Source organism: Streptomyces paludis, from assembly GCF_003344965.1.
Taxonomy (GTDB): Bacteria; Actinomycetota; Actinomycetes; order Streptomycetales; family Streptomycetaceae; genus Streptomyces; species Streptomyces paludis.
Map to the genome: position 1 here is coordinate 5,438,226 of NZ_CP031194.1, position 24,285 is coordinate 5,462,510.

17 protein-coding genes are annotated in these 24,285 nt (G+C 72.4%); 5 read left to right on the forward strand and 12 right to left on the reverse strand.

Features of this window, described 5'->3' with window-relative positions; all coding sequences use genetic code 11:
- Positions 1-4: 4 nt before the first annotated feature.
- Positions 5-3,022: an FxSxx-COOH system tetratricopeptide repeat protein gene (fxsT, locus tag DVK44_RS24065; RefSeq protein WP_114661659.1), complete on the forward strand. Its 3,018-nt coding sequence runs from the start codon at positions 5-7 to the stop codon at positions 3,020-3,022.
- Between the two features lie 90 nt (positions 3,023-3,112).
- Here fxsT and DVK44_RS24070 read toward each other — a convergent pair whose 3' ends face one another.
- From DVK44_RS24070 to DVK44_RS24110, 9 genes are all read right to left on the reverse strand, one after another.
- Positions 3,113-6,979 carry a multifunctional oxoglutarate decarboxylase/oxoglutarate dehydrogenase thiamine pyrophosphate-binding subunit/dihydrolipoyllysine-residue succinyltransferase subunit gene (locus tag DVK44_RS24070; protein ID WP_114661661.1) on the reverse strand — a complete coding sequence of 1,289 codons (3,867 nt, stop codon included), beginning with the start codon at positions 6,977-6,979 and terminating at the stop codon, positions 3,113-3,115.
- Positions 6,980-7,259: 280 nt separating this feature from the next.
- Positions 7,260-8,315 carry a HAMP domain-containing sensor histidine kinase gene (locus DVK44_RS24075; protein WP_114665399.1) on the reverse strand — a complete coding sequence of 352 codons (1,056 nt, stop codon included), beginning with the start codon at positions 8,313-8,315 and terminating at the stop codon, positions 7,260-7,262.
- Positions 8,316-8,653: 338 nt separating this feature from the next.
- On the reverse strand, positions 8,654-9,391 hold the full coding sequence (locus DVK44_RS24080) for a response regulator transcription factor (RefSeq protein ID WP_114661663.1): 738 nt from the start codon (positions 9,389-9,391) through the stop codon (positions 8,654-8,656).
- 104 nt (positions 9,392-9,495) lie between these two features.
- Positions 9,496-10,176 (reverse strand): spermidine synthase family protein, encoded by a 681-nt coding sequence (locus DVK44_RS24085; RefSeq protein WP_228447349.1) that lies wholly within the window; start codon positions 10,174-10,176, stop codon positions 9,496-9,498.
- Positions 10,177-10,302: 126 nt separating this feature from the next.
- Positions 10,303-10,995 carry a hypothetical protein gene (locus tag DVK44_RS24090; protein ID WP_228447350.1) on the reverse strand — a complete coding sequence of 231 codons (693 nt, stop codon included), beginning with the start codon at positions 10,993-10,995 and terminating at the stop codon, positions 10,303-10,305.
- Positions 10,992-12,377, reverse strand: coding sequence for a hypothetical protein (locus DVK44_RS24095; protein WP_228447351.1), 1,386 nt, complete (start codon positions 12,375-12,377; stop codon positions 10,992-10,994). Before DVK44_RS24095 ends, DVK44_RS24090 begins: the two co-directional genes overlap by 4 nt.
- The gene (locus DVK44_RS24100; protein WP_114661675.1) at positions 12,374-13,198 is read right to left on the reverse strand and encodes an ABC transporter ATP-binding protein; all 825 of its coding nucleotides are present in this window, start codon (positions 13,196-13,198) and stop codon (positions 12,374-12,376) included. The genes DVK44_RS24095 and DVK44_RS24100 overlap by 4 nt, the downstream gene beginning before the upstream one ends.
- A 49-nt stretch (positions 13,199-13,247) precedes the next feature.
- A complete protein-coding gene (locus DVK44_RS24105) occupies positions 13,248-14,252 on the reverse strand; it encodes a zf-HC2 domain-containing protein (RefSeq protein WP_114661677.1) in 1,005 nt (334 codons plus the stop codon).
- On the reverse strand, positions 14,249-14,833 hold the full coding sequence (locus DVK44_RS24110; protein WP_114661679.1) for an RNA polymerase sigma factor: 585 nt from the start codon (positions 14,831-14,833) through the stop codon (positions 14,249-14,251). Before DVK44_RS24110 ends, DVK44_RS24105 begins: the two co-directional genes overlap by 4 nt.
- A 195-nt stretch (positions 14,834-15,028) precedes the next feature.
- On the opposite strand from DVK44_RS24110, the gene DVK44_RS24115 reads away from it, so the two are divergent.
- On the forward strand, positions 15,029-15,811 hold the full coding sequence (locus DVK44_RS24115) for a rhomboid-like protein (RefSeq protein WP_114661681.1): 783 nt from the start codon (positions 15,029-15,031) through the stop codon (positions 15,809-15,811).
- On the opposite strand, the gene DVK44_RS24120 is transcribed toward DVK44_RS24115, so the two are convergent.
- Together DVK44_RS24120 and DVK44_RS24125 are read right to left on the reverse strand one after the other, a co-directional pair.
- Positions 15,771-16,901, reverse strand: a complete 1,131-nt coding sequence (locus DVK44_RS24120; RefSeq protein WP_114661683.1) for a glycerate kinase family protein — start codon at positions 16,899-16,901, stop codon at positions 15,771-15,773. The two genes, DVK44_RS24115 and DVK44_RS24120, sit on opposite strands and share 41 nt — an antisense overlap.
- A gap of 46 nt (positions 16,902-16,947) precedes the next feature.
- The gene (locus DVK44_RS24125) at positions 16,948-18,606 is read right to left on the reverse strand and encodes an L-lactate permease (protein WP_114661685.1); all 1,659 of its coding nucleotides are present in this window, start codon (positions 18,604-18,606) and stop codon (positions 16,948-16,950) included.
- Positions 18,607-18,781: 175 nt separating this feature from the next.
- Between DVK44_RS24125 and DVK44_RS24130 the strand changes: the two genes are divergently transcribed.
- From DVK44_RS24130 to lon, 3 genes are all read left to right on the forward strand, one after another.
- A complete protein-coding gene (locus DVK44_RS24130) occupies positions 18,782-19,432 on the forward strand; it encodes a GntR family transcriptional regulator (RefSeq protein ID WP_114661687.1) in 651 nt (216 codons plus the stop codon).
- A 93-nt stretch (positions 19,433-19,525) separates the two neighbouring features.
- Positions 19,526-20,530: a phosphotransferase family protein gene (locus DVK44_RS24135; RefSeq protein ID WP_114665402.1), complete on the forward strand. Its 1,005-nt coding sequence runs from the start codon at positions 19,526-19,528 to the stop codon at positions 20,528-20,530.
- A 124-nt stretch (positions 20,531-20,654) separates the two neighbouring features.
- Positions 20,655-23,090, forward strand: a complete 2,436-nt coding sequence (lon, locus tag DVK44_RS24140; RefSeq protein ID WP_114661689.1) for an endopeptidase La — start codon at positions 20,655-20,657, stop codon at positions 23,088-23,090.
- 88 nt (positions 23,091-23,178) lie between these two features.
- Here lon and DVK44_RS24145 read toward each other — a convergent pair whose 3' ends face one another.
- The gene (locus DVK44_RS24145; protein WP_114661699.1) at positions 23,179-24,039 is read right to left on the reverse strand and encodes a lysozyme; all 861 of its coding nucleotides are present in this window, start codon (positions 24,037-24,039) and stop codon (positions 23,179-23,181) included.
- Positions 24,040-24,285: the final 246 nt, after the last annotated feature.

The window sequence follows — 24,285 nt, forward strand, 5'->3', positions numbered from 1 at the left end:
TCGAATGCCCGGAGCGCGCAGTCCAGTTGGAGCATCCGGGCCGCAGGTTGTCACCATCAGTCACGCCGGTTTCAACCGGGCCTGGGCGGCCTGGATCGGCGACCGGCTGGAGCGCCGCGGCCTCTCCGTCGTCCACCAGCGGTGGTATCCGCTGGACGACGTCCCCCTCGCCGACTATCTGCGCGACCTGCTCCTCGCGCCCGGCCCCGTGCTCGTCATCCTCAGCGACTGGTACTTCCAGCTCGGCCCCCGCAGCCACGACGAGTGGAACCACGCCCTGCGCACCGTGGTGGAGCCCGCCCGCGACCGCTTCGCCGCCGTCAGCGTCACCACCGCACCGCTGCCCAGCGCCACCACCGTCTTCGCCGCGGCCGACCTGACCACCGTCGGGGAGACGGAGGCCGAACGGCGCGTCCTGGCCCGCCTCGGGCTGCCCACCGACCCCGTACCGCCACCGGTCCACGGCGACACCCGGCGCGCGCCCCGCTATCCGGCCGACATCCCCGACGTATGGGGCGGCGTGCCCCGCCGCAACACCCGCTTCACCGGCCGCGAGACCCTCCTCGGCGACGCCTACGAGGCGCTCCAGGCGGCCGGCCGGGGCGCCGGGGTGGTCACGCTGCACGGCATGTCCGGCGTCGGCAAGACCCAGCTCGCCGCCGAGTACGTGTACCGCTTCGGCGCCGAGTACGACGTCATCTGGTGGATCGCCGCCGACAAGCGCGTCACCTGCCGCCAGCGCCTCGCCGAACTCGCCCCCGCCCTCGGCCTGTCCACCGGCGTCGAGTACGGCGAGCGGCTGCGCGCGGCCCGCGACGCGCTGCGCCGGGGCGACCCGTACAGCCGCTGGCTGCTGGTCTTCGACGGCGCCGACGAACCCGACCAGATCTGGGACCTGGTGCCCACCGGACCCGGCCATGTGCTGATCACCGCGCGCAACCCGGAGTGGGGCGAGCACAACAGCACCCTGCTGGAGATCCCCGTCTACGACCGCGACGAGTCGGTCGCCTTCGTCCGCCGCCGCGCCCCGCGCCTCAGCTACGGCGAGGCCGCGCGGCTCGCCGTGGCGCTGGAGGACCTGCCGCTGCTCCTCGACCAGACGGCCGGCTGGCTCAACGACTCCGACATGACCGTCGAGGAGTACATCGAGCTGCTGCGCGGCGGCATCGACCAGGACGTCGTCCGTGTCTCCGCCGACTTCCCGCTCGCCTTCCAGACCGGCTGGTCGATACTGCTCAACAAACTCCGCGAGACGGTCCCCGAATCCGTCGACCTGCTGCGGCTGTGCACCTTCTTCGCGCCCGGCGCCATCCCCGTACGGCTGGTGCGCGACCTGCCCCCCGACACCCTCCCGGAGAAGCTCCGCGGCCTCGTCGCCGACCCCGTCCGCTGGACGCGCGCGATCAACAAGCTCCGCCAGTACGCCGTCGTGCGCGCCGCCGGGGTCGGTGAGCGCGAGGTCAGGGACCAGATCGGGGACGTGGGCCCCGGACTGCCCGGCGACACCCTCTACATGCACCGCATGGTCCACCAGATCGTCCACCAGGACATGCCCGAGCAGGACCACCGCGACTTCATCGAGGTGGTCCGCCGCGCCCTGGTCGCCGCCGACCCGCACCGCCCCACCGACACCCGGCTCTGGCCCCGGTACGCGGAGATCACCCCGCATCTGAAGTGGGCCGACGTCCTGCGCAGCACCGACCCCGGCGTCCACACGCTCGTCCTCAACTGCCTGCGCTACATGTATCTCTCCGGCGAGTACAAGGCCGGCATCAAACTCGGCGGACGCGCCCTGGCCGCCTGGAAGACACTCCTGGGCGAGACCCACCCCAGGATCTGGGACGTCGGCTACCACTACGCCAACCTGCTGCGGGCCGTCGGAGACTACGCGGGCACGGAGGCCATCGAGCGCGCCGCCTACGAACAGCTGCGCGCCGAGCGCGGCCCGCAGGACCTGGAACATCTGCGCGCCGCGGGCGGCCTCGCCGCGTCCCTGCGCCATCTCGCCCGCTACGACGAGGCGTACGAGATCTCCCGCCGCCAGTACGCCGCGTACCGCGAACTCCTCGGTGAGCAGGACACCCGCACCCTCAACGCCCAGAACAACCTGGCCGTCGCACTGCGGCTGTTCGGCCGGTACGAGGAGGCCCTCGACCTCGACCGGCGCACCCTGGAGGCCCGCCGGCTGCTGCTGCGCCCGCGCCACAACTGGACGCTCTTCTCGGAGATCAACTACACCACGGACCTACGGCTCCTCGGCCGCTACCCCGAGGCGGAGTCGCTCCAGTCGCAGAGCGTGCGCGTGCACCGGATCGTCATGGGCCGGGACAATCCGCAGACCCTGCGCGCCGAGTACAACCTCGCCTTCTGCCTCTACCGCGCGGGCGACCGCGTCCGGGCCGGCGAGCTGTTCAGCCAGGTGCTGGAGAGCTGCGAGCGGGTCCTCGGTGATCACGACCCGCTGACCATCATGTTCGCCGCCGGACAGAGCTGCTTCGCCCGTGAGCACGGCGACATCGACCAGGCCAGGGAGATAAGCGAACAGGTCGTCAGCAGACATCTGGAGCTGCTGGGCGAGGGCCATCCGTACGTCACCGGCACCCGCGCCAACCACGCGCTGATCCTGCGCGGGGTCGGGGAACGCGACCAGGCCCATGTCCTCATCGAGAACTCCCTCGCGGGCATGACGGCGGCGGTCGGGGAGCGCCATCCCTGGACCCTGGGCTGCGCCATCAACGCCTCCGCGCTGCGCAGTCTCGTCGGCGACCCGGAGGGCGCCGCCACCCTGACCGGCGAGACGATCGCCCGCGCCACCGAGGCCCTGGGCCGCACCCACCCACTGACCCTCTCGGCCCGCATCGCCCACGCGGCCGACCTGCGGGGACTGCGGGACGCCCAGCGCGCCGAGAAGACCGAGGGCGAGGCCCTGGACGACCTGGCGGCCACCCTGGGCCCGCAACACGTCCACACCGTCGCGGCCCGCTCCCGCAACCGCCCTTACTGGGACTTCGAGCCGCTCTGACACGGAGCGACGCGCGCCGTGCGTACGCCGGAGGGCCCGGCCCCGCGGATTTCTCGCGGGGCCGGGCCCTCCGGTTCGTACGGGCGCGGGTCAGGCGTCGAAGACCTCGCTGACCAGCTGCTGCTGCTCCGCCTGGTGGCGCTTGGCCGAGCCGACCGCGGGGGACGAGGAGTGCGGGCGCGAGATGCGGCGCAGGCGCTCGCCGTGCGGGACGTCGGCGCCGACCGCCAGGTCCAGGTGGTCGATCAGGTTGAGCGCGATGAACGGCCACGCGCCCTGGTTGGCCGGCTCCTCCTGGGCCCACAGGTACTTCGCCGCGTTCGGGAACTTGGCGATCTCCGCCTGGAGTTCGGCGCCCGGCAGCGGGTACAGCCGCTCCACCCGCAGGATCGCGGTGTCCGTCACGCCGCGCTTCTGCCGCTCGGCGTCGAGGTCGTAGTAGACCTTGCCGGAGCAGAAGACGACCTTGCGGACCGCGTTCGGGTCCACGCCCTCGTCACCGATCACCGGACGGAAGCCGCCGGTGGTGAACTCCTCCGCCTTGGACGCCGCGGCCTTCAGACGCAGCATCGACTTCGGGGTGAAGATGATGAGCGGCTTGTGGTGCGGGTTGTGGACCTGCCAGCGCAGCAGGTGGAAGTAGTTCGACGGCAGGGTCGGCATGGCGACCGTCATGTTGCCCTGCGCGCACATCTGGAGGAAGCGCTCGGGGCGCGCGGACGAGTGGTCCGGGCCCTGGCCCTCGTAGCCGTGCGGCAGCAGCAGGGTGACGCCGGACGTCTGGCCCCACTTCTGCTCGGCCGACGAGATGAACTCGTCCACGACCGACTGCGCGCCGTTCACGAAGTCACCGAACTGCGCCTCCCACATGACCAGCGCGTCCGGGCGGGCCAGCGAGTAGCCGTACTCGAAGCCCATCGCCGCGTACTCGCTGAGCAGCGAGTCGTAGACGTTGTAACGGGCCTGCTCCTCCGTCAGGTACTGGAGCGGGGTGTAGTCCTCGCCGGTGCCCTGGTCGACCAGGACCGCGTGGCGCTGGCCGAACGTACCGCGGCGGGTGTCCTGGCCGGAGAGCCGGACGGGGGTGCCCTCCATCAGCAGCGAGCCGATGGCGAGGGTCTCGCCCATGCCCCAGTCGATCGTGCCGTCCTCCACCGACGCCGCGCGGCGCAGCATCTGCGGCATCAGGCGCGGGTGGACGGTGACCGTGTCGGGGATGTTGACCTGCGACTCGGCGATCCGCTTGACGACCTCCTGCGAGACCGCGGTGGTGACGGCCACCGGGAACTCGGCACGGGCGTCGGGGACCAGCGCCGGGCCGGCGTGCGAGGTGGCCTCGCGGACCTCCGCGAAGACCTTCTCCAGCTGGCCCTGGAAGTCCTGGAGCGCCTGCTCCGCCTCTTCCAGCGTGATGTCGCCGCGGCCGATCAGCGACTCGGTGTAGAGCTTGCGCACCGAGCGCTTCTTGTCGATCAGCCGGACCATCTGCGGGTTGGTGAACTGCGGGTTGTCGCCCTCGTTGTGACCGCGGCGGCGGTAGCAGATGAGGTCGATCACGACGTCCTTGTTGAACGTCTGGCGGAACTCGAAGGCGAGCCGGCCCACCCGGACCACGGCCTCCGGGTCGTCCCCGTTCACATGGATGATCGGCGCCTCGATCATGCGGGCCACGTCCGTGGCGTACATCGAGGAGCGCGACGACTCGGGCGCGGCGGTGAAGCCGACCTGGTTGTTGATCACGATGTGGACCGTGCCGCCGGTGCGGTAGCCGCGCAGCTGCGACATGTTGAGCGTCTCGGCGACAACGCCCTGGCCCGCGAAGGCCGCGTCGCCGTGGAGCGCGAGCGGCAGCACCGTGAAGTCCGTACCGCCCTTGTTGATGATGTCCTGCTTGGAGCGGACGACGCCCTCCAGGACCGGGTCGACCGCCTCCAGGTGCGAGGGGTTGGCGACCAGCGAGACCTTGATCTGCTCGCCGTCCAGACCGGTGAAGGTGCCCTCGGCGCCCAGGTGGTACTTCACATCGCCGGAGCCGTGCATCGACTTCGGGTCGAGGTTGCCCTCGAACTCGCGGAAGATCTGCGCGTACGACTTGCCGACGATGTTCGCCAGGACGTTCAGCCGGCCGCGGTGGGCCATACCGATGACGACCTCGTCGAGGCGCGATTCGGCGGCGGAGTCGATGACCGCGTCGAGCAGCGGGATGACGGACTCGCCGCCCTCCAGCGAGAACCGCTTCTGGCCGACGTACTTCGTCTGGAGGAACGTCTCGAACGCCTCGGCCGCGTTGAGCCTGCGCAGGATCCGCAGCTGCTCCTCGCGCTCGGGCTTGGCGTGCGCGCCGCGCTCGATACGGTCCTGGAGCCACTTGCGCTGCTTCGGGTCCTGGATGTGCATGAACTCGATGCCGGTGGTGCGGCAGTACGAGTCGCGCAGCACACCGAGGATGTCGCGCAGCTTCATCATCGACTTGCCGGCGAAGCCGCCGACCGCGAACTCCCGCTCCAGGTCCCAGAGGGTGAGCCCGTGCTCGGTGATGTCGAGGTCGGGGTGCTTGCGCTGGAGGTAGTCCAGCGGGTCGGTGTCGGCCATGACATGGCCGCGGACCCGGTAGGAGTGGATCAGCTCGAAGACCCGGGCGGGCTTGGTGACGTCCTCGTCGTGCGACGCGTCGATGTCCTTGAGCCAGCGGACGGGCTCGTAGGGGATGCGCAGCGCCTTGAAGATCTCGTCGTAGAACCCGCTCTCGCCGAGCAGCAGCTGACTGACGATCCGCAGGAACTCGCCGGAGGCGGCGCCCTGGATGACCCGGTGGTCGTACGTGGAGGTCAGCGTCATGACCTTCGAGATGCCCAGCTTGTTCAGGGTGTCCTGCGAGGTGCCCTGGAACTCGGCCGGGTAGTCCATCGAGCCGACGCCCATGATGACCGACTGACCGGGCATCAGACGCGGCACGGAGTGCACGGTGCCGAGGCCGCCGGGGTTGGTCAGGGAGACGGTGACGCCGGTGAAGTCGTCCATCGTCAGCTTGTTGCCGCGGGCGCGGCGGACGATGTCCTCGTACGCCTGCCAGAACTCGAAGAAGTTGAGCGTCTCGGCCTTCTTGATGCCGGCGACGACGAGCTGACGGTCGCCGTTGGGCTTCACCAGGTCGATGGCGAGACCGAAGTTGATGTGCTCCGGCTTGACCAGGGTCGGCTTGCCGTCCTTCTCCGTGAAGGAGTAGTTCATCGACGGCATGGCCTTGATCGCCTGCACCATCGCGTACCCGATGAGGTGCGTGAAGGAGATCTTGCCGCCCCGCGCGCGCTTCAGGTGGTTGTTGATCACGATGCGGTTGTCGAAGAGGAGCTTCACCGGGACGGCGCGCACGGAGGTGGCCGTGGGCACCTCCAGCGAGGCGCTCATGTTCTTCGCGACGGCGGCGGACGGGCCGCGCAGCGTCGTGTACTGCGGTCCGGCCGGCGCCTCGGCGGCGGGCTTCACCGCGGCGGGCTTCGCCGCCACGGGCGCGGGCGCGGCCGGGGCGACGGGCGCCGGGGCGGGCGCGGCGGCGGGCTTCACGGCCGGTGCGGGTGCGGCCGGAGCCTGCGCGGGTGCCTGGGCCTGGACCGGCGCGGCGGCGACGGGGGCCGGTGCGGCCGGAGCCTGCGCCTGGGCCGGGGCCTTCGCCGCGGCCGGCGGGGTCACGGGCGGCACCGGGGCCCCCGCGGCCCCGCTCGCCGCGGGCTTCCCGGCGGACTTGTCATCGGACTTGCCCGCCGTGCCGGAGGTGCCCGGCTTGTAGTCGGCGAAGAAGTCCCACCAGGCACGGTCGACCGAATTCGGATCCTGGAGGTACTGCTGGTAGATCTCGTCGACAAGCCATTCATTGGCCCCGAAGGCCGCGGCAGGATTCTTGGCCTGCCCGTCTTCGTCGGTCGAGATGCTCGCGTTACTGGGGGACTGAGACGACACGGCGTGAACCGCCCTCTTCCGCTTCACAAGGTGATGGACAGCGGGAATCAAGGCTACGCCTACCGGACCGACACATGCGGACCGGGCGTGCCATCGTCGTGCAAGTCACATCCGACGGCGGGTTTCAGCGTATGAAATGGCGGGAAACAAACCGGGTTCGGCCGGCCCGGACGCACCTGCCGCCCCGACCACGGCCGACGCACGGCCCGTCGCCCCGCCCGTCCCCGACTCCGTACCCGGAGAACGTGCGTTTTTCGCTTCGAACTCCTCGAACTCTACGTCAACCGCGAGGTCGAAGTGCTCCTGGAAGAGTGACTCGGATCAGGCAACCACGTGCTGATTCGGCCACTCCGATGTCACCGCCGTGCAGATCGACGGCCCACCGGGCGATCGCCAGCCCGAGCCCCGTACCACCGTCGCTGCCCGGCCCGTGCGGCGACGGCACCGTACCCCGGTTGAAGCGCTCGAAGACCTTGTGCCGCTCCTGCTCGGGGATGCCCGGCCCCTCGTCCTGGATCTCCAGCTCCAGCGACTCGGGCCCCGGCCCGGGACCGCGCCGGGCCCGCACGGTGACCCGGCCGTGCGGCGGGCTGTGCTTGACGGCGTTGTCGATCAGGTTCGCGACGACCTGGTGCAGCCGCTCCGCGTCCGCGTGCGCGGTCAGCTCCGGCGGCGACACGTCCAGATGCAGATGGACATCCGTACGGGTGTGCGAGGCCGAGCCGGAGACCCCCGCGACCGGGCGGCGCTGCGAGGCGGCCAGATTGGCCTCCTTGAGCACCCCGGAGAGATACGGCCAGACCTCGAAGCGCGTCGCCCGCAGCGGCACCACCCCGTTGTCCAGCCGCGACAGGTCCAGCAGCGTCTCGGTCAGTCGGCCGAGCCGCTCCGTCTGCCGCAGCGCCGTCAGCATCATCTCCTGATCGGCCGCCGTCACCCCGTCCACCACGTTCTCCAGCACCGCGCGCAGCGCCGCTATGGGCGTGCGCAGCTCGTGCGAGACATTGGCGATCAGCGCCTTGCGGTGCTGGTTCTCCGCCTCCAGGTCGTCCGCCATGTGGTTGATCGTCGTGGCGAGATCGCCCAGCTCGTCGCGGCGGTCCGAGCCACTGACCCGGCGCGTGTAGTCGCCGTGCGAGATGCTCCGGGCGACCGTACTCATCTCGTCCAGCGGAGCCGTCAGCCCGTGCGCCACGAACTGGGTGATCAGCAGCGTCGCGATCATCGAGAAGACCGTGATGAAGCGCAGCTCGGTCTCGGTGCGCAGGGCCACCAGCAGCAGCCCGGTGGTGATGAAGACGGAGATGACGACCAGGGTGCCGAGCTTCGCCTTGATGGAGAGCCGGAGCCGGGGACCGCCGCGGCGGGTGCGGGTACGGGCCCGGTCGTCCCAGCGGCGCTCCGGGGCGCCGGGCCCGCGCGGGGCAGGGGCGGGACGTTCCGTACTGCGCGCCCTCTCGGTATCTCGCGACCCCTCGCTATCGCGCACCCTCTTGGTACTCCGCGACCCCTCGGTATCTCGCACCCTCTCGGTACTCCGCGACCCCTCGGTCCGGCCGGACCCCACGGGTCGCACCGGTCGCTGGGGTCGCACGGGTCTCTCCGGCCGCTCGGGTCGCACAGGTCTCTCCGGTCGGGTCGCACAGGTCTCCGGCCGCACGGGCGGCGGCGGGGTCATGGAGCCGGGGTCTCCAGCGCGTAGCCCACCCCGTGCACGGTACGGATCCGCTCCGCGCCGATCTTCCGGCGCAGCGCCTTGATGTGGCTGTCGACCGTACGGGTGCCCGAGGCGTCCGCCCAGTCCCACACCTCGGCGAGCAGCTGCTCCCGGGAGAGCACCGCGCGCGGGGTGTTCGCCAGGCAGACCAGCAGATCGAACTCGGTGGGCGTCAGATGGACGTCCTCGCCGCGCACCCGCACCCGGCGCTGCGCGTGGTCGATCTCCAGCTCGCCCAGGCGCAGGATGCCGCTGCGCGGGGTCACCGCGGCGAGCGCCGCCCGCTCCACCCGGCGCAGCAGGACATGCACCCGGGCCGCCAGCTCCCGCATCGAGAACGGCTTGGTCATGTAGTCGTCGGCGCCGACCCCGAGCCCGACCAGCATGTCGGTCTCGTCGTCCCGCGCGGTCAGCATCAGCACCGGCACCGGGCGCCGCGCCTGCACCCGGCGGCAGACCTCCAGACCGTCGAAGCCCGGCAGCATCACATCGAGGACCATCAGGTCCGGCTGCCACGCCTCGGCCGCGTCGACCGCCGCCGGCCCGTCCCCCGCCGTCTGCACGAGGAACCCCTCGGCCCGCAGCCGCGCGGCGATGGCGTCGACGATCGTCGTCTCGTCCTCGACGACAAGAATCCGGCGCTGCGCGCCGGGCATCGCGGCGACTCCGTTGTGGCTGGTCTGTGTCTGCTCCATCGCCCGCCCCTGGTACGCGTTCCGCGATCCGTGTTCCCGTAATCCGCGCCGTGGGGACGCGGATCCATGTCGGGAGCAGCGTAGATGCCCCGGCAGCCTCCCGGCTACGCAGTGCGAACGGCGAGATGGACCACGTCGGGTACGCCCCGGGCAACTCGGATCTCTTCCGCCCGTACCCCAGTGAACCCGGCATTCCGCAGTGCCTCACCGAACGCCGGAGAGGGGTTCGCCGACCATACCGCCAGTACACCGCCGGTTTTCAACCGCGCCCGGCACGCGGCCAGTCCGGCCGGTGAGTAGAGGTTTCCGTTGTCCTCGGTGACGGTCCATTCGGGCCCGTTGTCGATATCCAGACAGAGTGCGTCGTAACGGTCCGTGGTCGTCCGTACGTACTCCACGAGATCGGTGTGCAGGATCACAGTGCGCGGATCCGCCCTAGCCGCCCGCGAGATCTCCCCGAGCGGCCCGGTCCGGTGCCAGTCGATGACGGCCTCCTCGCGCTCCACGACGACGATCCGCCCCCAGCGCTCGTCGGCCGCCGCGTGCGCGAGCGAGAAGCCCACCCCCAGCCCCCCGACCAGCACGGCAGGCGCCTGACGCCCGGCCGGCAGCGCGTCCCGCGCCGCGTCGATCAGCAGCCGCTCGGAGCGCCCGTCCGAGGTGTCCATCAGAAAGCACCCGTTGGCGATGATCTCCAGCCGCTCACCGCGCCGGCGCAGCACGACCTCGCCGTACGGCCCGTCGCGGCGGTCGAGGGTGACGGGCGGAAGCGTGGGGACGGTCATGCCGGGGGTCATACCGGGTGCCTCTCCGGTCGGCTGCTGCGGTCCCCGCCATCCTGTCGGCCCGGCGTGGACGGAAACAATCCGGTTTCCGCCGTACGAGGCCGCCTTCCGTAGCCCCGCCCGCCCTCAGAGCCGCTCGGCCCGCCGAGCCCCGCGCCCGCTGTGGAGCGCGGCGCCCCCGGCGTACAGGGCGGCGGCCACCACCCAGGCGAGGGCGGACGGACCGGGCTCGACCAGCCAGGCCGCGACCGTCGCGGCGCTGCCGGACTCCTGTGGCGAATGGGACGGATATGACGGCTGTGACGGCGCGGACAGAAACGCGGCGCCCGTGTACACCAGCACGGGCAGCCAGCTCAGCCGCGCCCCGAGCAGCGCCGCCGCCGCGAGCGCCAGCCCCGTCGTACCGAGCAGGTTCCGCACCATCGCGGGCGCGCCGTACGCTTCCGGATGCCCCGGTACGGCGAGGGCGAGCAGCACCGCCGCGAACGCCGTCAGCACGGCGGGCTGGGCCGTCCGCAGGGGCCACCAGCGGCGTACGGCCGTACGGTCCAGCTCGTCGGACCAGGTGTACAGACCGGCCCCGATCGTCGAGGCGGCGAACAGCGGCGCGAGGGTGACCACCACGATTCGCGCGGTGTGGTCGAACCGAGGCTGCTCCTGGAGCCAGTGCGCCGCCCAGGCGGCGACGAGCGCGGTGCCGATGAGCGTGGCGAGGGCGGCGGTCAGCGCGCGGGACCGGGCGTACAGGACGGGACCGACGAGCCCGGCGCGCACCCGCCCGCTCCGGTTCTTGAACGCGCGCCCGCGCCGGACGCTCACGGGACGGGCACCCCGGCGGGCGCGCAGGGGTCGGCGGCCAGATAGCGGGCCAGATAGGCGCGGCCCTCCTCCTCGCCCATCGCCGCCAGCCGCTCGCCGTACCGCTCGGACTCCTCGGACCAGTACGGAACGGAGCCGGGGCGGGGCGCCAGCCAGCGCTGCACGGCCTCGTCGACCGCGGCGGCCCGCTCCGCGTGCGGCTGCTCGGAGGCGCCGTCGGACAGCTCGCAGTCCGCCCAGAAGAGCTGGCCGACCGCCGAGACGGCGTAGAACGGATCCGTCAGCCGGCCCCGGGCGGCGCTGTCGGCCGGCGTCGGCAACCGCACCTCGCCCCGCTCCGTAACGGCTCGGTCGGCGGCGTCGCGTACGGCCACCCCGCGGCCGGCGGCCACCTGCTCCCGCCCCGGGCCCGGTGTGCCGGGAGCGTCGATCCAGCGGACGGGCGCGCCGGGAACCCCGCGCAGCTTGGCGTTGACCCCGGCGAGCGCGGCCGACACGTCGGGCAGCAGCTTCCGGTCGACCGCCGTGACACACACCTGCGGGGTGCCGCTGTCGCAGACCCGTCGCGCCGCCTCCGGATCGGGGAGCCACAGCCCGTCGCCCGTCCGCACGAGCAGCAGCGCCGCCGCACCGGCCGCCGCGAGGGGGAACAGCGCGACCGTACGGTGCCGGGCCGCGAGGGCGAGCAGCGCCGCGAGGGCCGGTCCCGCCGTCCAGACCATCGACACCGGGGCCAGCCACCACACCGGCTGGTCCCAGTGGTAGACATGCTCGTCGGCGGGGTTGAGCCCGCGGACGCCGGAATCCTGGTACGAGAGGATTCCGAGCCCGGCATACGTCACGACCGCGAGCAGCGGCGCGGCGAGGCGCCACGCGATCAGCCTGCCGAGGACGAAGCCCAGGGCGCCGAGGGCCGCGAGAGCCACCGCGTCCGCGACGACGAGCAGGAGGAACGGCGGCCTTCCGCTCGTGTACGGCCAGGTGGCCAGCAGACACCCGGCCGCCGCGACGAGATAGCCGGCGGGCGGCCACAGCGCGGCGGGCGCGACGGCGCACACGGTCCTGGACAGCGGGGCGCGGGGGAGCGACGCCAGCAGCTCACCGGTACCGCGCCGCCGGTCCCTGCCGCCCTGCCAGCAGCCGGTGGCGACGGCGAGCGGCCCGCCGAGCAGCAGCGCCGCGACCCGCAGCAGGGAGACGACATCGCCCCACCGGCCCTGCCAGGCGGGGGCCTTCCCGTACATGGTCACCGCGACGGTCATGGCCACGGCGAGCCCGGCCCAGGGGCCGATGCCCCGGACCAGCTCCACCCGCAGGGGGTGAAGGCGGGGAGGCGTTCGCAGGCTCGGGCGCGGGTGCCGTTCCGTACGGGTGCCGGTCATCGCGCGGCTCCTGACGGGGCGGCGGCTTTGGCGCGGTGGGCCCGTAGCGCCGCCGTATAGCCGCGCTCGATCGGGTTGTCGCCGGAGTCGGTCACGGCAGCGGCACTGGCACCGGGACCCGGCGTGGCTTCGGGTCCGGTGTCCGGCTTGCCCAGATCCATCAGGTCCGTCGTCGTACCGCGGAAGGCGACACGGCCGGACTCCAGCAGAGTGACCTCGGCGCAGGCGGCGGCGACATCCTCGACCAGATGGGTCGACACGATCACGGTGGAGGCAGCGCCAATGTCCCGGAGCAGCGCCCTGAACTCGACCCGCTGCTCCGGATCGAGCCCGGCGGTCGGCTCGTCGAGCAGCAGCAGCTCCGGATCGTTCACGATCGCCTGCGCGATCCCCACCCGCCGCACCATGCCGCCCGACAGCCGCTTCACCTTCACATCGATCCGGTCCGCGAGCCCCACCCGCTCCACCGCCCGCTCCACCGCCTCCGGCACGTCGGCCGGCCGCATCTCCTTGAGCCACGCCACGTACGACACGAACTCCCGCACGGTGAAACCCGGGTAGTAGCCGAACTCCTGCGGCAGATAGCCGAGCCGGCGCCGTACCGCCGCCCGCTCCCGGTGCTCCGCGATATCGCCGCCCAGCAGCTCCACCCGGCCGGTGGCCGGCGCGGCCACCGTCGCCAGCACCCTGATCAGGGAGGTCTTGCCCGCGCCGTTGGGGCCCAGCAGTCCGTGGACGCCCGTGCCGAAGCGGAGGTCGATCCCGTCGAGCGCGACCGTTCTCCGATGCCTGACCGTCAGGCTGTGTACCGCGGCCGTCATGCCGCTCACTCCCGTCCCCGTTGCCTTGTCGTTGTCGCTGTCGCGTCGCTCATACGGCGGCCGGGCGGTCGAACGACCGTCTCCGCAGCACCAGCAGCCCCGCGCACACCACCGCCCCCATCGCCCAGCCGCTCTGGGCCGTCGCGCCCGACAGGAACCGCGCCACATACGCGGCCAGCTCGGCCAGCGGTACGGCCCCGGAGGCCCCGCCGTCCCCCCGGCCCCACGTCGACGGCAGCGGTCCCAGCGCGGCGGGCACCGCCCAGGCGCCCGCGACCACCCCGGCCGCCGCCCGGCAGCCCACATACGAGCCGAGCGCCAGGGCGGCCAGCGTCAGCGTCAGCCCCGGAAGCAGCCAGACCGCCGCGCCCGGCGCCCCCGCCCGCTCCGGCAGCAGCGCCCCGGCCAGCGTGAGCAGCGGAAAGCTGACCGTCAGTACGGCGGCGGTGCGCGTCAGCAGCAGCCGCAGCCCGCCGCCCGGGGACGACACCCCGATCTCGTACATCGGATCCGCGTACGGCCCGTACGACACCGCCACCCCGGCCAGCGGCAGCAGCGGCGCCAGCAGAAGCAGCATCGGGCGCGCCCCGGTGACCCCGGTGAGGTGGGCGAGGGCGACCGCCCCCACGGCCACCAGCGCCACCGCCACCAGCCAGGAACCACGCAGCGCGGGCCCGGCCGCCCACAGGACCCGGGCGGCGACCCCGAATCGCGGCGCGGCGGCGGACCGTGGCGCGGCGGACCGCGACATGGCCGCGGACCGCGACATGGCCGTGCCCCCCGCCGGTCCGCGCGCCGCGTTCCTTTCCGGTACGGGCGCCGCGCCCTCCGCCCGTACCCGCGCCAGCAGCGCCGTTCTCACCTCGGTCAGTGCGGGGCCCGCGGCGCCCCCCCGTAGCGCCGCGGACACCCGGACCGCGCACGTCCCGCACGCCTCGATGTGCTTCTCCAGCGACCAGGCGTCCGGTTCGCGCGCCGTGCCCGCCGCGTAGAGACCGGCAAGCGTGTCACTCACGTGCCACGCCGGAATTCCCTCGTTCCCCGGGATCCTCATGCCGTGCCTCCCAGCGGCGCGCCACGTTCGATACGGGCCCGCAGCTCTCTGCGGGCCCGCATGGCGCGGGTCTTGACCGTTCCCTCGGGTATCCCGAGGAGCCGCGCGGTCTCGCGGGTGGTCAGCCCGTCGACGACCGTGGCGCGCAGCACCTCGCGCAGTTCGGGGGAGATCCGGTCCAGGGCGTCGCCGACGTCCCCGTACTCCAGCCCGGCCAGCACCCGTTCCTCGGCGGACGGCGCGGCGGGCGGTTCGTACTCCACGCGTTCCGCCCTCTCCGCCCGTTCCGTCCGGGCCAGCACCCGCTGCGCGTCGACCAGTCGCCGCGCGGCGATCACCCACAGCCAGCCGCCCGCCTCTCCGCCGCGGTGCCCGGCGGCCGAGCGCCAGACGGTCAGAAAGGTGTCCTGGAGCACCTCCCGGACGGTCTCGGCGTCCGCGCACCGCCGCGACAGCCGCCCGAAGAGCCAGCCGGCGTGCCGGTCGTACAGCTCGGCCAGCGCCTCGGCGTCGCCCTCGGCGACAGCACGAAGCAACGCCTCGTCCTTCCGGTCTCCCCCCAGGGGGCGCAGCGGTTTCACACTCCCTCTATCGCCGGGAACGGGCCGGGCGGTTCACCGATGTTGACGGCAGTCGGCGCGCGGGGCCCCAGCCCATGAGCGAGCCATGAAAGACGCGGTGAACGCTGTGAAGGTTGACCGATGTGCGGTGGGTCATAGACGTGCTGATCGCGGGTCGCGTTAGGTGGGTGGCCCCGGGGAGAGGAGCCGTACGCGATGAACCGGCTGGACACGCGCGGGTCCGGTGCGGAGGCCGCGGTCGCGGCTTCGGCGGGCTGTGCGGGCGGCCGGGGGAGGTCGCGGTCGTTCCCGGCGGTTGGCTTCAGCGCCGCCCGGCTGCTTCCGGGGCCGCGTCGTACGCCCTTCACCTTCTGGTACGGGCTGGTGCTGGTCGGGACCGCGTTGCTCGCCGAGCACGGGGAGCCCGCCACCGTCTCCGTTCTGCTGCGTGAGTCGAGTACGGACGTGGCCCATCTCGCGCGTACCCCGGCGCTGGTGCTGGTCGCCAGCGCGCTGTGGGTCGCGGGCGGGCTGCTCTCCCCGTACACGATCGGGTTCGTGCTCGTGCTGACGGCGCTGGAGCGGCGGGTCGGCGGTGCGCGGACCGCCGGGATCTTTCTGCTCGGTCATGTGCTGGCGACGCTGCTGACCGAGGTGCCGGTCGGGCTGGCCGTGGCGGTGGGCCATCTCCCGGAGACCTCGCTGCACCGGCTGGACTACGGCATCAGCTTCGGGATCATGGCGAGCGTCGGCGCGCTGGCCGGTCTGCTGCCGCCCCTGGCGCGCTGGATCCTGCTGACGGTGACCGGGCTGACGCTGCTCCAGGATCTGCTGGAGTTCGCCGACCCGATCACCGACTGGGGCCATGTGCTGGCGCTGCTGATCGGCGTCGCCTGCTGGCCCGCGCTGCGGTCGGCCGTGCGCGTACGGGCACGGGTACGGGTACGGGACAAGGCGGTTACGTCCGTGACGCGTTCAGGGCCGTGCTCCCCGCCGTGATGACGCGGCACACGGCGAGGGCCGTACGGGTCAGGTCGTCGGCGGCGTGGAGCAGCGCCGTGTCCAGGTCGCGCGGGCCGGTGCCGATGGGCAGGACGGCGGTCGCGCCGCGCTGGTAGAGCCGGTCCGCGTCCGGGGTGATCGTCCCGCCGAGCACGACGCACGGGACGCCCGCCGCCGCACACGCGTCGACCACCGCGCTGACGGTCTTGCCCGCGTCCGTGGAGGCGTCCACCTTCCCCTCGGCGGTCAGGCAGAGGTCGGCCGAGGCGAGCAGCTGGTCGAAGTGGGTGAGACCGCGGATCAGCTCCGCGCCGGGCAGCTGTCCGGCGCCGAGCGCGAGCAGCGCGGCGCCGAGGCCGCCCGCCGCCCCGCCGCCGGTGGCGTCCGGGGCGATGCCGAGCAGGGGCGCGAGCCGCCGCAGCCCGTCGTCCAGGAGCGCGACCAGCTCGGGGCCCGCGCCCTTCTGCGGGCCGAAGACATGGGCGGCGCCGTCCGGTCCGTACAGCGGGCTGATCACATCGGCGGCGACGACCAGCTCCACCCCGGCGAGCCGTTCGCGCGCCGGGGCGAGGTCGATGGAGACCGTACGCAGGAGATCGGCGGCGCTGCCGCGCAGCCGGTTCCCGTCGGCGTCGCGGAGGTCCGCGCCGAGGGCCGCGAGCAGTCCCGTACCGCCGTCCATGGTGGCGGTGCCGCCGAGGAAGACGACGATCCGGCGGGCGCCCGCCGCGACCGCGCCGAGGAGCGGGGCGGCCAGTCCGGCGCTGGAGGCGTTCAGCAGATCGTGGCCGACGGCGGAGAGCCCGCCCCAGCCGATGGCCTCGGCGGCCTCGACGAGGGCGGTGCCGTCGTCGAGGCGGCCGAAGGCGGCCCGGGCGGGGCGGCCGAGCGCGTCCACGGTCGCGATTTCCGTGACCGTACCGCCGCGCGCGGTCTGCACCGTGAGACGTGAGCCCTCCCCGCCGTCGGCGAGCGGATGCTCGACGGGGGTGCCGCCGGCCGCGCGGACCCCGGCGGCGAGGGCGGCGGCGGCCTGGGCGGCGTCCAGGGAGCCACGCAGTTTGTCCGGGGCGCAGACGACGCGCATGGGAAGTTCCTTTCGAGACGGGGGAGAGGGCGGGAGGGGCCGGGACTCAGACGGTCATCCAGCCCAGGACCGGGGTGGACTGGAGGTAGATGAGCACGGCGAAGACCGCCAGCATGCCCAGGCTCCAGCCGAGGACCTTCCGGAAGATGACGCTCTCGCTGCCCGCCATGCCGATCGACGCGGCGGCGACGGCCAGGTTCTGCGGGGAGAGCATCTTGCCGAGGACCCCGCCGGTGGAGTTGGCGGAGGCCAGGAGTACGGGGTCGAGCCCGGTCTGGTGCGCGGCGGTCACCTGGAGCACCCCGAACAGCGAGTTGGCCGAGGTGTCGGAGCCGGTCACGGCGACCCCCAGCCATCCCACGACCGGGGAGAACAGGGCGAACGCCGAGCCGGTCTGGGCCAGCGCGGTGCCCAGGGTGACGGTCTGGCCGGAGAGGTTCATGACCCAGGCCAGCGCGAGCACCGAGGTCACGGTGACAAAGGTCCAGCGCAGCTGGTGCAGGGTCGCGCCGTACGCCTTGACCGCGCGGCCGGGGCCGACGCGGTAGAGCGCCATGGTGAGCAGGCCCGCGAGGAAGAGGATGGTGCCCGCGGCCTTCAGGTGCTCCAGCTTGAACGTCATCGCGCCGGCCGGCTGCCCGGTGGTGGTCTCGACGTTCAGGCCGGGCCAGCTGAACTGGACGAGTCCGTGCACGCCCAGCCACTCCTTGACCGGGCCGAACTGGCTGATCGCGAACAGGGCGACGATGATCAGGTACGGCGCGAAGGCCATCAGGGCGCTGCCCTCGGCGCGCTCCTCGGCCGGCTCGGCGGACTTGGCCGGCTCGGTCGGCTTGTCCTTGTTCTCCGGCTCGTCGGCGTCAACGCCCGCCTCGGCGGCGGCGGTTGACGTGGCCGGCTGCCAGACGCGCAGGAAGCCGAGGACCGCGAGCAGCGCGACGACGCCCGCGATGATGTCCGTGACCTCGACGCTGATGTAGTTCGCGGAGACGAACTGGGCGAGCGCGAAGGCCACACCCGCGACCACGGCGACGGGCCAGGACTCCTTGACGCCCCGGCGGCCGTCGAGCAGGAAGACCAGGACGAGCGGGATGAAGACGGCGATCAGCGGGGTCTGCCGGCCGGCCATCGCGCCGAGGTCCTCCAGCGGCAGCCCGGTGACCCCGGCCAGTGTGGTCAGCGGTACGGCCATGCTGCCGAACGCGACCGGCGCGGTGTTGGCCACGAGCGCCACGGTGGCCGCCTTGAGCGGGGCGATCCCGACCGCGACCAGCATCACCGCGGTGATGGCGACCGGGGCGCCGAAGCCCGCCAGCGCCTCGATCAGCGCGCCGAAACAGAAGGCGATCAGGATGCCCTGGACCCGCTGGTCCGTGGAGACGCTGCGGAACGAGCGGCGCAGCACCGCGAACCAGCCCGTGATCTCGGTCAGCCGGTAGATCCACAGCGCGTTCACCAGGATCCACAGGACCGGGAACAACCCGTAGAAACCGCCTTCGGCGGCACCGGACAGGGCCTGCGACACGGGCATGTCCCAGACGAGTACGGCCAGGGCCAGCGCGAGGGCCAGCGAGGAGACGGCGGCGATCTGCGCCCTGACCCGGAAGACCCCGAGCAGCACGAACATGGTCAGCAGGGGCAGGGCGGCGAAGAGCGCGGACCAGTAGAGCGATCCGGCCAGCGGATCGAGAACCTGGCGGTACATGGGACCTCCTGAGGCGGCGACGTTGCCGCGGGGACCAGAAAGGGAGCCGGAACGAAGGAGAAACGGCTCGTTAACTTGTAAGACAAGTACTCACACCAGTCAAGGGTTCCCGTATGGTAATTTTGCGGTGCTGATGCGCGCTTGCGCGTGGTGACTCACGGGTTGGGGAGGCGTGATGGCGGGTCGCCCGCAGGCCACATCCTTGATCGACGCGCTGGTCGTGGAGGTCCGCGAACGGATCCTCGACGGCCGCATCGTCGGCGGTACGGCGCTCACCGAGACGGAGGTGGCCGGCCAGTACGAGGTGGCCCGGCCCACCGCGAAGGCCGCCATCGAACGCCTGACCGCCGAGGGGCTGCTGCGCCGCGGCGCGCACAAGAGCGCCCGTGTCCCGGTCTTCGACGGCGCGGACGTCGCCGACCTCTACTTCGCCCGCACCTGCCTGGAACGCCAGGTCATGCGCGAGCTGGCGCAGCGCGGAGTGGTCCCCGCCACCGCCACGGCCGCCCAGGCGGAGATCCGTGAGCTGGCCGCCGGTGAGGACTCCTCCATCGCCGCGGTCGAGCCCGACGTCCGCTTCCACGAGTCGCTCGTCGAGGCCCTCGGCTCGCCTCGGCTGAGCCGGGCGCACGCCTCGATCATGGGCGAGATGCGGCTGTGCATGGCGCAGGTGCAGACGTACAAACTGCTCCGTATCGCCGAGATCGCCGACGAGCACCAGGCGATCCTGACGGCCATCGCGGCCGGCGACCCCGAGGCCGCCGACGCGGCCCTCGCCTTCCACCTCACCCGCGCGAGGGACCAGCTCCGCAACCACATGGGCTGAGAGCCTGTCGGATATCGCGTTGCGCCGTGCGACGGCCGATGATGGTGTGGCGCGATGACCGACCGCGATGACCGGGTGGCCGACGACAGCGAGATGCCCGAGGGCGGTGCGCTCAACGGCGAGTTGCCCGACGGCGAGGTGGCCGTCCGGCCCCGGGCCCTGGCGTGGGTGGGCCGGCAACTGGACGCCGGCGAACGGATCGTCAGGACCGAGACGCTGCACGGCGGCATCACCGCCGAAATACGGCGGCTGACCGTCCGCCGGCAGGACGGATCCACCCGCGACCTCGTCCTGCGGACCTTCGCGGCCCCGGCCTTCGTGGCGCAGGCCGAGGACCTGCTGACCCGCGAGTCCGGCGTCCTCGCCCTCCTCGCGGGCACCGGCGTACCGGCACCGGACCCCATCGCGGTCGATGCGACGGCCACGCACTGCGAGTATCCGTCGCTGCTCATGACACATATGCCGGGCCGGACGGTCTACGACGACGAGGGCCTGGAGGCGCGCATCACCCTGCTGGCCCGTCAGCTCGTGGCCATCCACGCGCTGCGCCCCGCCGAACGGCCCCGGGAGTACGAGGCATGGGCATCCGCCGACACTGTCGTCCCTCCCGAGGGCGCCGACCCGGTGGCCTGGGCCGCCGCGGCCGAGGTCATCCGCGAGCCTCCGCCCCCGTACGAAGGCCGCTTCCTGCACCGGGACTTCCACCCCGGCAACATCCTGTTCGAGACGCCCGGCGGGTCGCTCCACGGAGCGACAGCCCCCCGGATCACCGGAATCGTCGACTGGGTGGAGACCTCCTGGGGCCCCGCCGACCTGGACGTGGCGCACTGCTCCACCAACCTCGCGCTGCTCCACGGCCCGGCCTGGGCCCCCAGGTTCGCCGCCGCGTACGAGGCGGCGGGCGGCGTCCTGGCCGCGGCCCCCGGCGAGCGGCGCTACTGGCGGCTGCTGGACGCGCTGTCGTTCGCGTCGATCGGAGCGTTGGTGGTGGAGCCCTGGCGACGGTCAGGACGGACGGACCTGACGGCCCGCACCGTGGAACAGCGCCTGGACGCTTACGTCACCGCCCTGCTGGACGACGTACGGGACGAGGACTGAACGATCGCTCAGAGCGAACATGGCCGGGGGAACAATCGGGGACTCACTTGCATTGAGTCGGTATAGCTCAACTTGCTTGATGCCGATTGCTTTGCTTGCCCGATGCTTGCCCGAAGGGGAGATCATGGCCGTCACGCCCACATCGCTCACGCTTCCCGTCCTGCCGCTCGACGACGAGGTCGTCCTGCCCGGCATGGTGGTGCCGCTCGATCTGTCCGATGCCGAGGTCCGGGCCGCCGTGGAGGCCGCTCAGGCGGCCTCTCGCGCTGGGGGTGGCGGGGCGGGCAAGCCCGAGGTGCTGCTTGTGCCGCGTATCGACGGGACGTACGCCGCCACCGGCGTGCTCGGCACCGTCGAGCAGGTCGGCCGGCTCTCCGACGGTGACCCCGGCGCGCTCATCCGCGGGCGGCGCCGGGTCAGGATCGGGGCCGGTACGAGCGGGCCCGGCGCGGCCCTCTGGGTGGAGGGGACCGGCGTCGAGGAGATCACGCCCGACCCGCTGCCCGGCTCCGTGACCGAGCTGGTCAAGGAGTACAAGGCGCTCGCCACGGACTGGCTCAAGAGGCGCGGCGCCTGGCAGGTGGTCGACCGCGTGCAGCAGATCGACGAGGTCTCCGCGCTCGCCGACAACTCCGGCTACTCGCCGTTCCTCTCCCTCGCCCAGAAGGTCCAGCTGCTGGAGACCGCCGACCCGGTGGCCCGCCTCAAGCTCGCCACCGACCAGCTGCGCGAGCACCTCGCCGAGCAGGACATCGCCGAGTCCATCGCCAAGGACGTCCAGGAGGGCGTCGACAAGCAGCAGCGCGAGTTCCTGCTCCGGCGCCAGCTCGACGCCGTACGCAAGGAGCTGCGCGAGATCAACGGCGAGGGCGACGAGGACGAGTCCGACGACTACCGGACCCGCGTCGAAGCCGCCGACCTCCCCGAGAAGGTGCGCGAGGCCGCGCTCAAGGAGGTCGACAAGCTGGAGCGCTCCTCCGACCAGAGCCCCGAGGGCTCCTGGATCCGCACCTGGCTGGACACCGTCCTCGAACTCCCCTGGAACGAGCGGACGGACGACCGTTACGACATCAGGGGCGCCCGCTCCGTCCTCGACGCCGAACACGCGGGCCTCGACGACGTCAAGGAGCGCATCACCGAGTACCTCGCCGTGCGCAAGCGGCGCGCGGACCGCGGCCTCGGGGTGGTCGGCGGCCGGCGCGGTGGCGCCGTGCTGGCCCTGGTCGGGCCGCCCGGCGTCGGCAAGACCTCGCTCGGGGAATCCGTCGCGCACGCCATGGGGCGGAAGTTCGTCCGCGTCGCACTCGGCGGCGTACGCGACGAGGCCGAGATCCGCGGCCACCGGCGTACATACGTCGGCGCGCTGCCCGGCCGGATCGTGCGCGCCATCAAGGAGGCCGGTTCGATGAACCCGGTCGTCCTGCTCGACGAGATCGACAAGGTCGGCTCCGACTTCCGGGGCGACCCGGCCGCCGCCCTGCTCGAAGTCCTCGACCCCGCGCAGAACCACACCTTCCGCGACCACTACCTGGAGGTCGAACTCGACCTGTCCGACGTCGTGTTCCTCGCCACCGCCAATGTGCTGGAGGCCATCCCCGAGGCGCTCCTCGACCGGATGGAGCTGGTCAGGCTCGACGGCTACACCGAGGACGAGAAGGTCGTCATCGCCCGTGACCACCTGCTGCCCCGGCAGCTGGAGCGCGCGGGCCTGGAGCCCGGCGAAGTCACGCTGGATGACGGCGCGCTGCGCCGGCTCGCCGGCGAGTACACCCGCGAGGCGGGCGTACGGAACCTGGAGCGCGCCCTCGCCCGGCTGCTGCGCAAGATCGCGGCCGAACACGAGCTGGGCGACCGCGAGCTGCCCTTCGCCCTCGGCGCCGAGCACCTGCGCGCCCTCATCGGCCGGCCCCACCACGTACCGGAGTCCGCCCAGGACCCGGCCGAGCGCCGTACGGCGGTCCCGGGGGTGGCCACGGGTCTCGCGGTCACCGGCGCGGGCGGTGATGTCCTCTACGTCGAGGCGTCGCTCGCCGATCCGGAGACCGGCGGTTCGGGGCTGACCCTGACCGGCCAGCTCGGTGACGTCATGAAGGAGTCGGCGCGGATCGCGCTCTCGTTCCTGCGCTCGCGCGGCGCGGAGCTGGAGCTGCCGGTCGCCGATCTCAAGGACCGGGGCGTGCACATCCACTTCCCGGCGGGCGCGGTCCCGAAGGACGGCCCGAGCGCCGGTATCACCATGACGACGGCGCTCGCCTCCCTGCTGAGCGGTCGGCTGGTCCGTACGGACGTGGCCATGACCGGCGAGGTCTCCCTCACCGGCCGGGTGCTGCCCATCGGCGGCCTCAAGCAGAAGCTGCTGGCCGCCCACCGCGCGGGCATCACGACCGTCGTGATCCCCAAGCGCAACGAGGCGGATCTGGACGACGTCCCCGCCGAGATCCTGGAGAAGCTGGAGGTACACCCGGTGACGGATGTCCGCCAGGTGCTGGAGATCGCCCTGTCCCCTGCGGACGTGGCGGCGGACGTGCCGGCGGATGTGCCGGTCCGGGCGGCTGCCTGATCAGCACATCAACACGGCAACGCGGTACAGCGTGGTCCCGACCGGCCCTCCGTCCGGTCGGGACCACGCTGCCTTTCGGGGAAGCGCCTCAGCCGGTGGCCAGCACCACGACCCGGTCGAGCGACCCGTTGAACTTGCTGTGGTCACCCACGATCGGGCCCGTCGAGGTGTACTGCCACATCGTCTGGTACGCCCAGCCGGCCGGCAGTTCACCGACCGTCGTGTTGTAGCGGGCGATCCACAGCGGGTTGGTCGCGCCGAACGCCGAGCTGTTGCCGGTGCAGTCCTTCCACCAGCTGGTGGCCGTGTAGATCACCGCGTCCCGGCCGGTGAGCGTCCGGTACGTGGTGGTGAAGTCGGTGATCCAGGCGACCAGCTGCGCCGGGGTCTTGCCGTAGCAGGAGGCGCCGTACGGGTTCCACTCGATGTCCAGCGCGCCCGGCAGCGTCCGGCCGTCCCGCGACCAGCCGCCGCCGTTGTTGACGAAGTAGGTGGCCTGGGTGGCGCCGCTGGTGGTGTCGGGTGTGGCGAAGTGGTACGCGCCACGGATCATGCCGATGTCGAAGGAACCGTTGTACTGCTGCGCGAAGTAGGGGTTCTTGTAGTACGTGCCCTCCGTGGCCTTGTTGTACGACCACTTCACGCCGGTGTTCCACAGGGCCGGCCAGTCGACGTTGCCTTGGTGGCTGGAGACGTCCACGCCCTCGGTCTGCTCGGCGCGGTTGGTGCGGGGCGGTCCGCTCTGGCCGTCATGGGCGATGACGCCCATGCCCATCGTGGCCGAACCCCGCTCGGGCGGCGCGGGGGGCGGGACGTCCGCCGCGCCCGCCGCCGCCGGGGCGGTGAGGGAGAGCGCGAGGGCGGCGGTGAGGAGAGCGCCGGCCGCGGCGACGCGTGCGCGGGCGACGGGCGGGCGACGGCGGTCTGTTCCGGTTCTGAACGCGGGCATGAGCGTGCCTCCGGGGCCTCGTGGGGGGTGAAAGGCTCTGCCGCGCCTGACGCTACGCACGTAGACCGGGACGGGGGAAGGGTGCCACGCTGCCGCCGCGGGGATAAACCTGCGAAATACTTGACGGGTCGCGGCGACGGGCCGGGGCCGAAAGAGAATTTCAGGAGCGGAAAGCGCGCGATGGGTGCTGACGTGCACAGGAGCGGTACGACTAATCATCCCGACTCTGCCGATGCGGGCGGGCGG

What these genes read in the sequence shown, in the direction of transcription:
- fxsT (WP_114661659.1), top strand. Translation starts at nt 5, where the DNA reads ATGCCCGGAGCGCGCAGTCCAGTTGGAGCATCCGGGCCGCAGGTTGTC.
- DVK44_RS24095 (WP_228447351.1), bottom strand. Translation starts at nt 12,377, where the DNA reads ATGACCGGCACCCGTACGGAACGGCACCCGCGCCCGAGCCTGCGAACG.
- DVK44_RS24145 (WP_114661699.1), bottom strand. Translation starts at nt 24,039, where the DNA reads ATGCCCGCGTTCAGAACCGGAACAGACCGCCGTCGCCCGCCCGTCGCC.
- lon (WP_114661689.1), top strand. Translation starts at nt 20,655, where the DNA reads ATGGCCGTCACGCCCACATCGCTCACGCTTCCCGTCCTGCCGCTCGAC.
- DVK44_RS24115 (WP_114661681.1), top strand. Translation starts at nt 15,029, where the DNA reads ATGAACCGGCTGGACACGCGCGGGTCCGGTGCGGAGGCCGCGGTCGCG.
- DVK44_RS24125 (WP_114661685.1), bottom strand. Translation starts at nt 18,606, where the DNA reads ATGTACCGCCAGGTTCTCGATCCGCTGGCCGGATCGCTCTACTGGTCC.
- DVK44_RS24135 (WP_114665402.1), top strand. Translation starts at nt 19,526, where the DNA reads ATGCCCGAGGGCGGTGCGCTCAACGGCGAGTTGCCCGACGGCGAGGTG.
- DVK44_RS24080 (WP_114661663.1), bottom strand. Translation starts at nt 9,391, where the DNA reads ATGGAGCAGACACAGACCAGCCACAACGGAGTCGCCGCGATGCCCGGC.
- DVK44_RS24085 (WP_228447349.1), bottom strand. Translation starts at nt 10,176, where the DNA reads ATGACCGTCCCCACGCTTCCGCCCGTCACCCTCGACCGCCGCGACGGG.
- DVK44_RS24120 (WP_114661683.1), bottom strand. Translation starts at nt 16,901, where the DNA reads ATGCGCGTCGTCTGCGCCCCGGACAAACTGCGTGGCTCCCTGGACGCC.
- DVK44_RS24130 (WP_114661687.1), top strand. Translation starts at nt 18,782, where the DNA reads ATGGCGGGTCGCCCGCAGGCCACATCCTTGATCGACGCGCTGGTCGTG.
- DVK44_RS24105 (WP_114661677.1), bottom strand. Translation starts at nt 14,252, where the DNA reads ATGAGGATCCCGGGGAACGAGGGAATTCCGGCGTGGCACGTGAGTGAC.
- DVK44_RS24100 (WP_114661675.1), bottom strand. Translation starts at nt 13,198, where the DNA reads ATGACGGCCGCGGTACACAGCCTGACGGTCAGGCATCGGAGAACGGTC.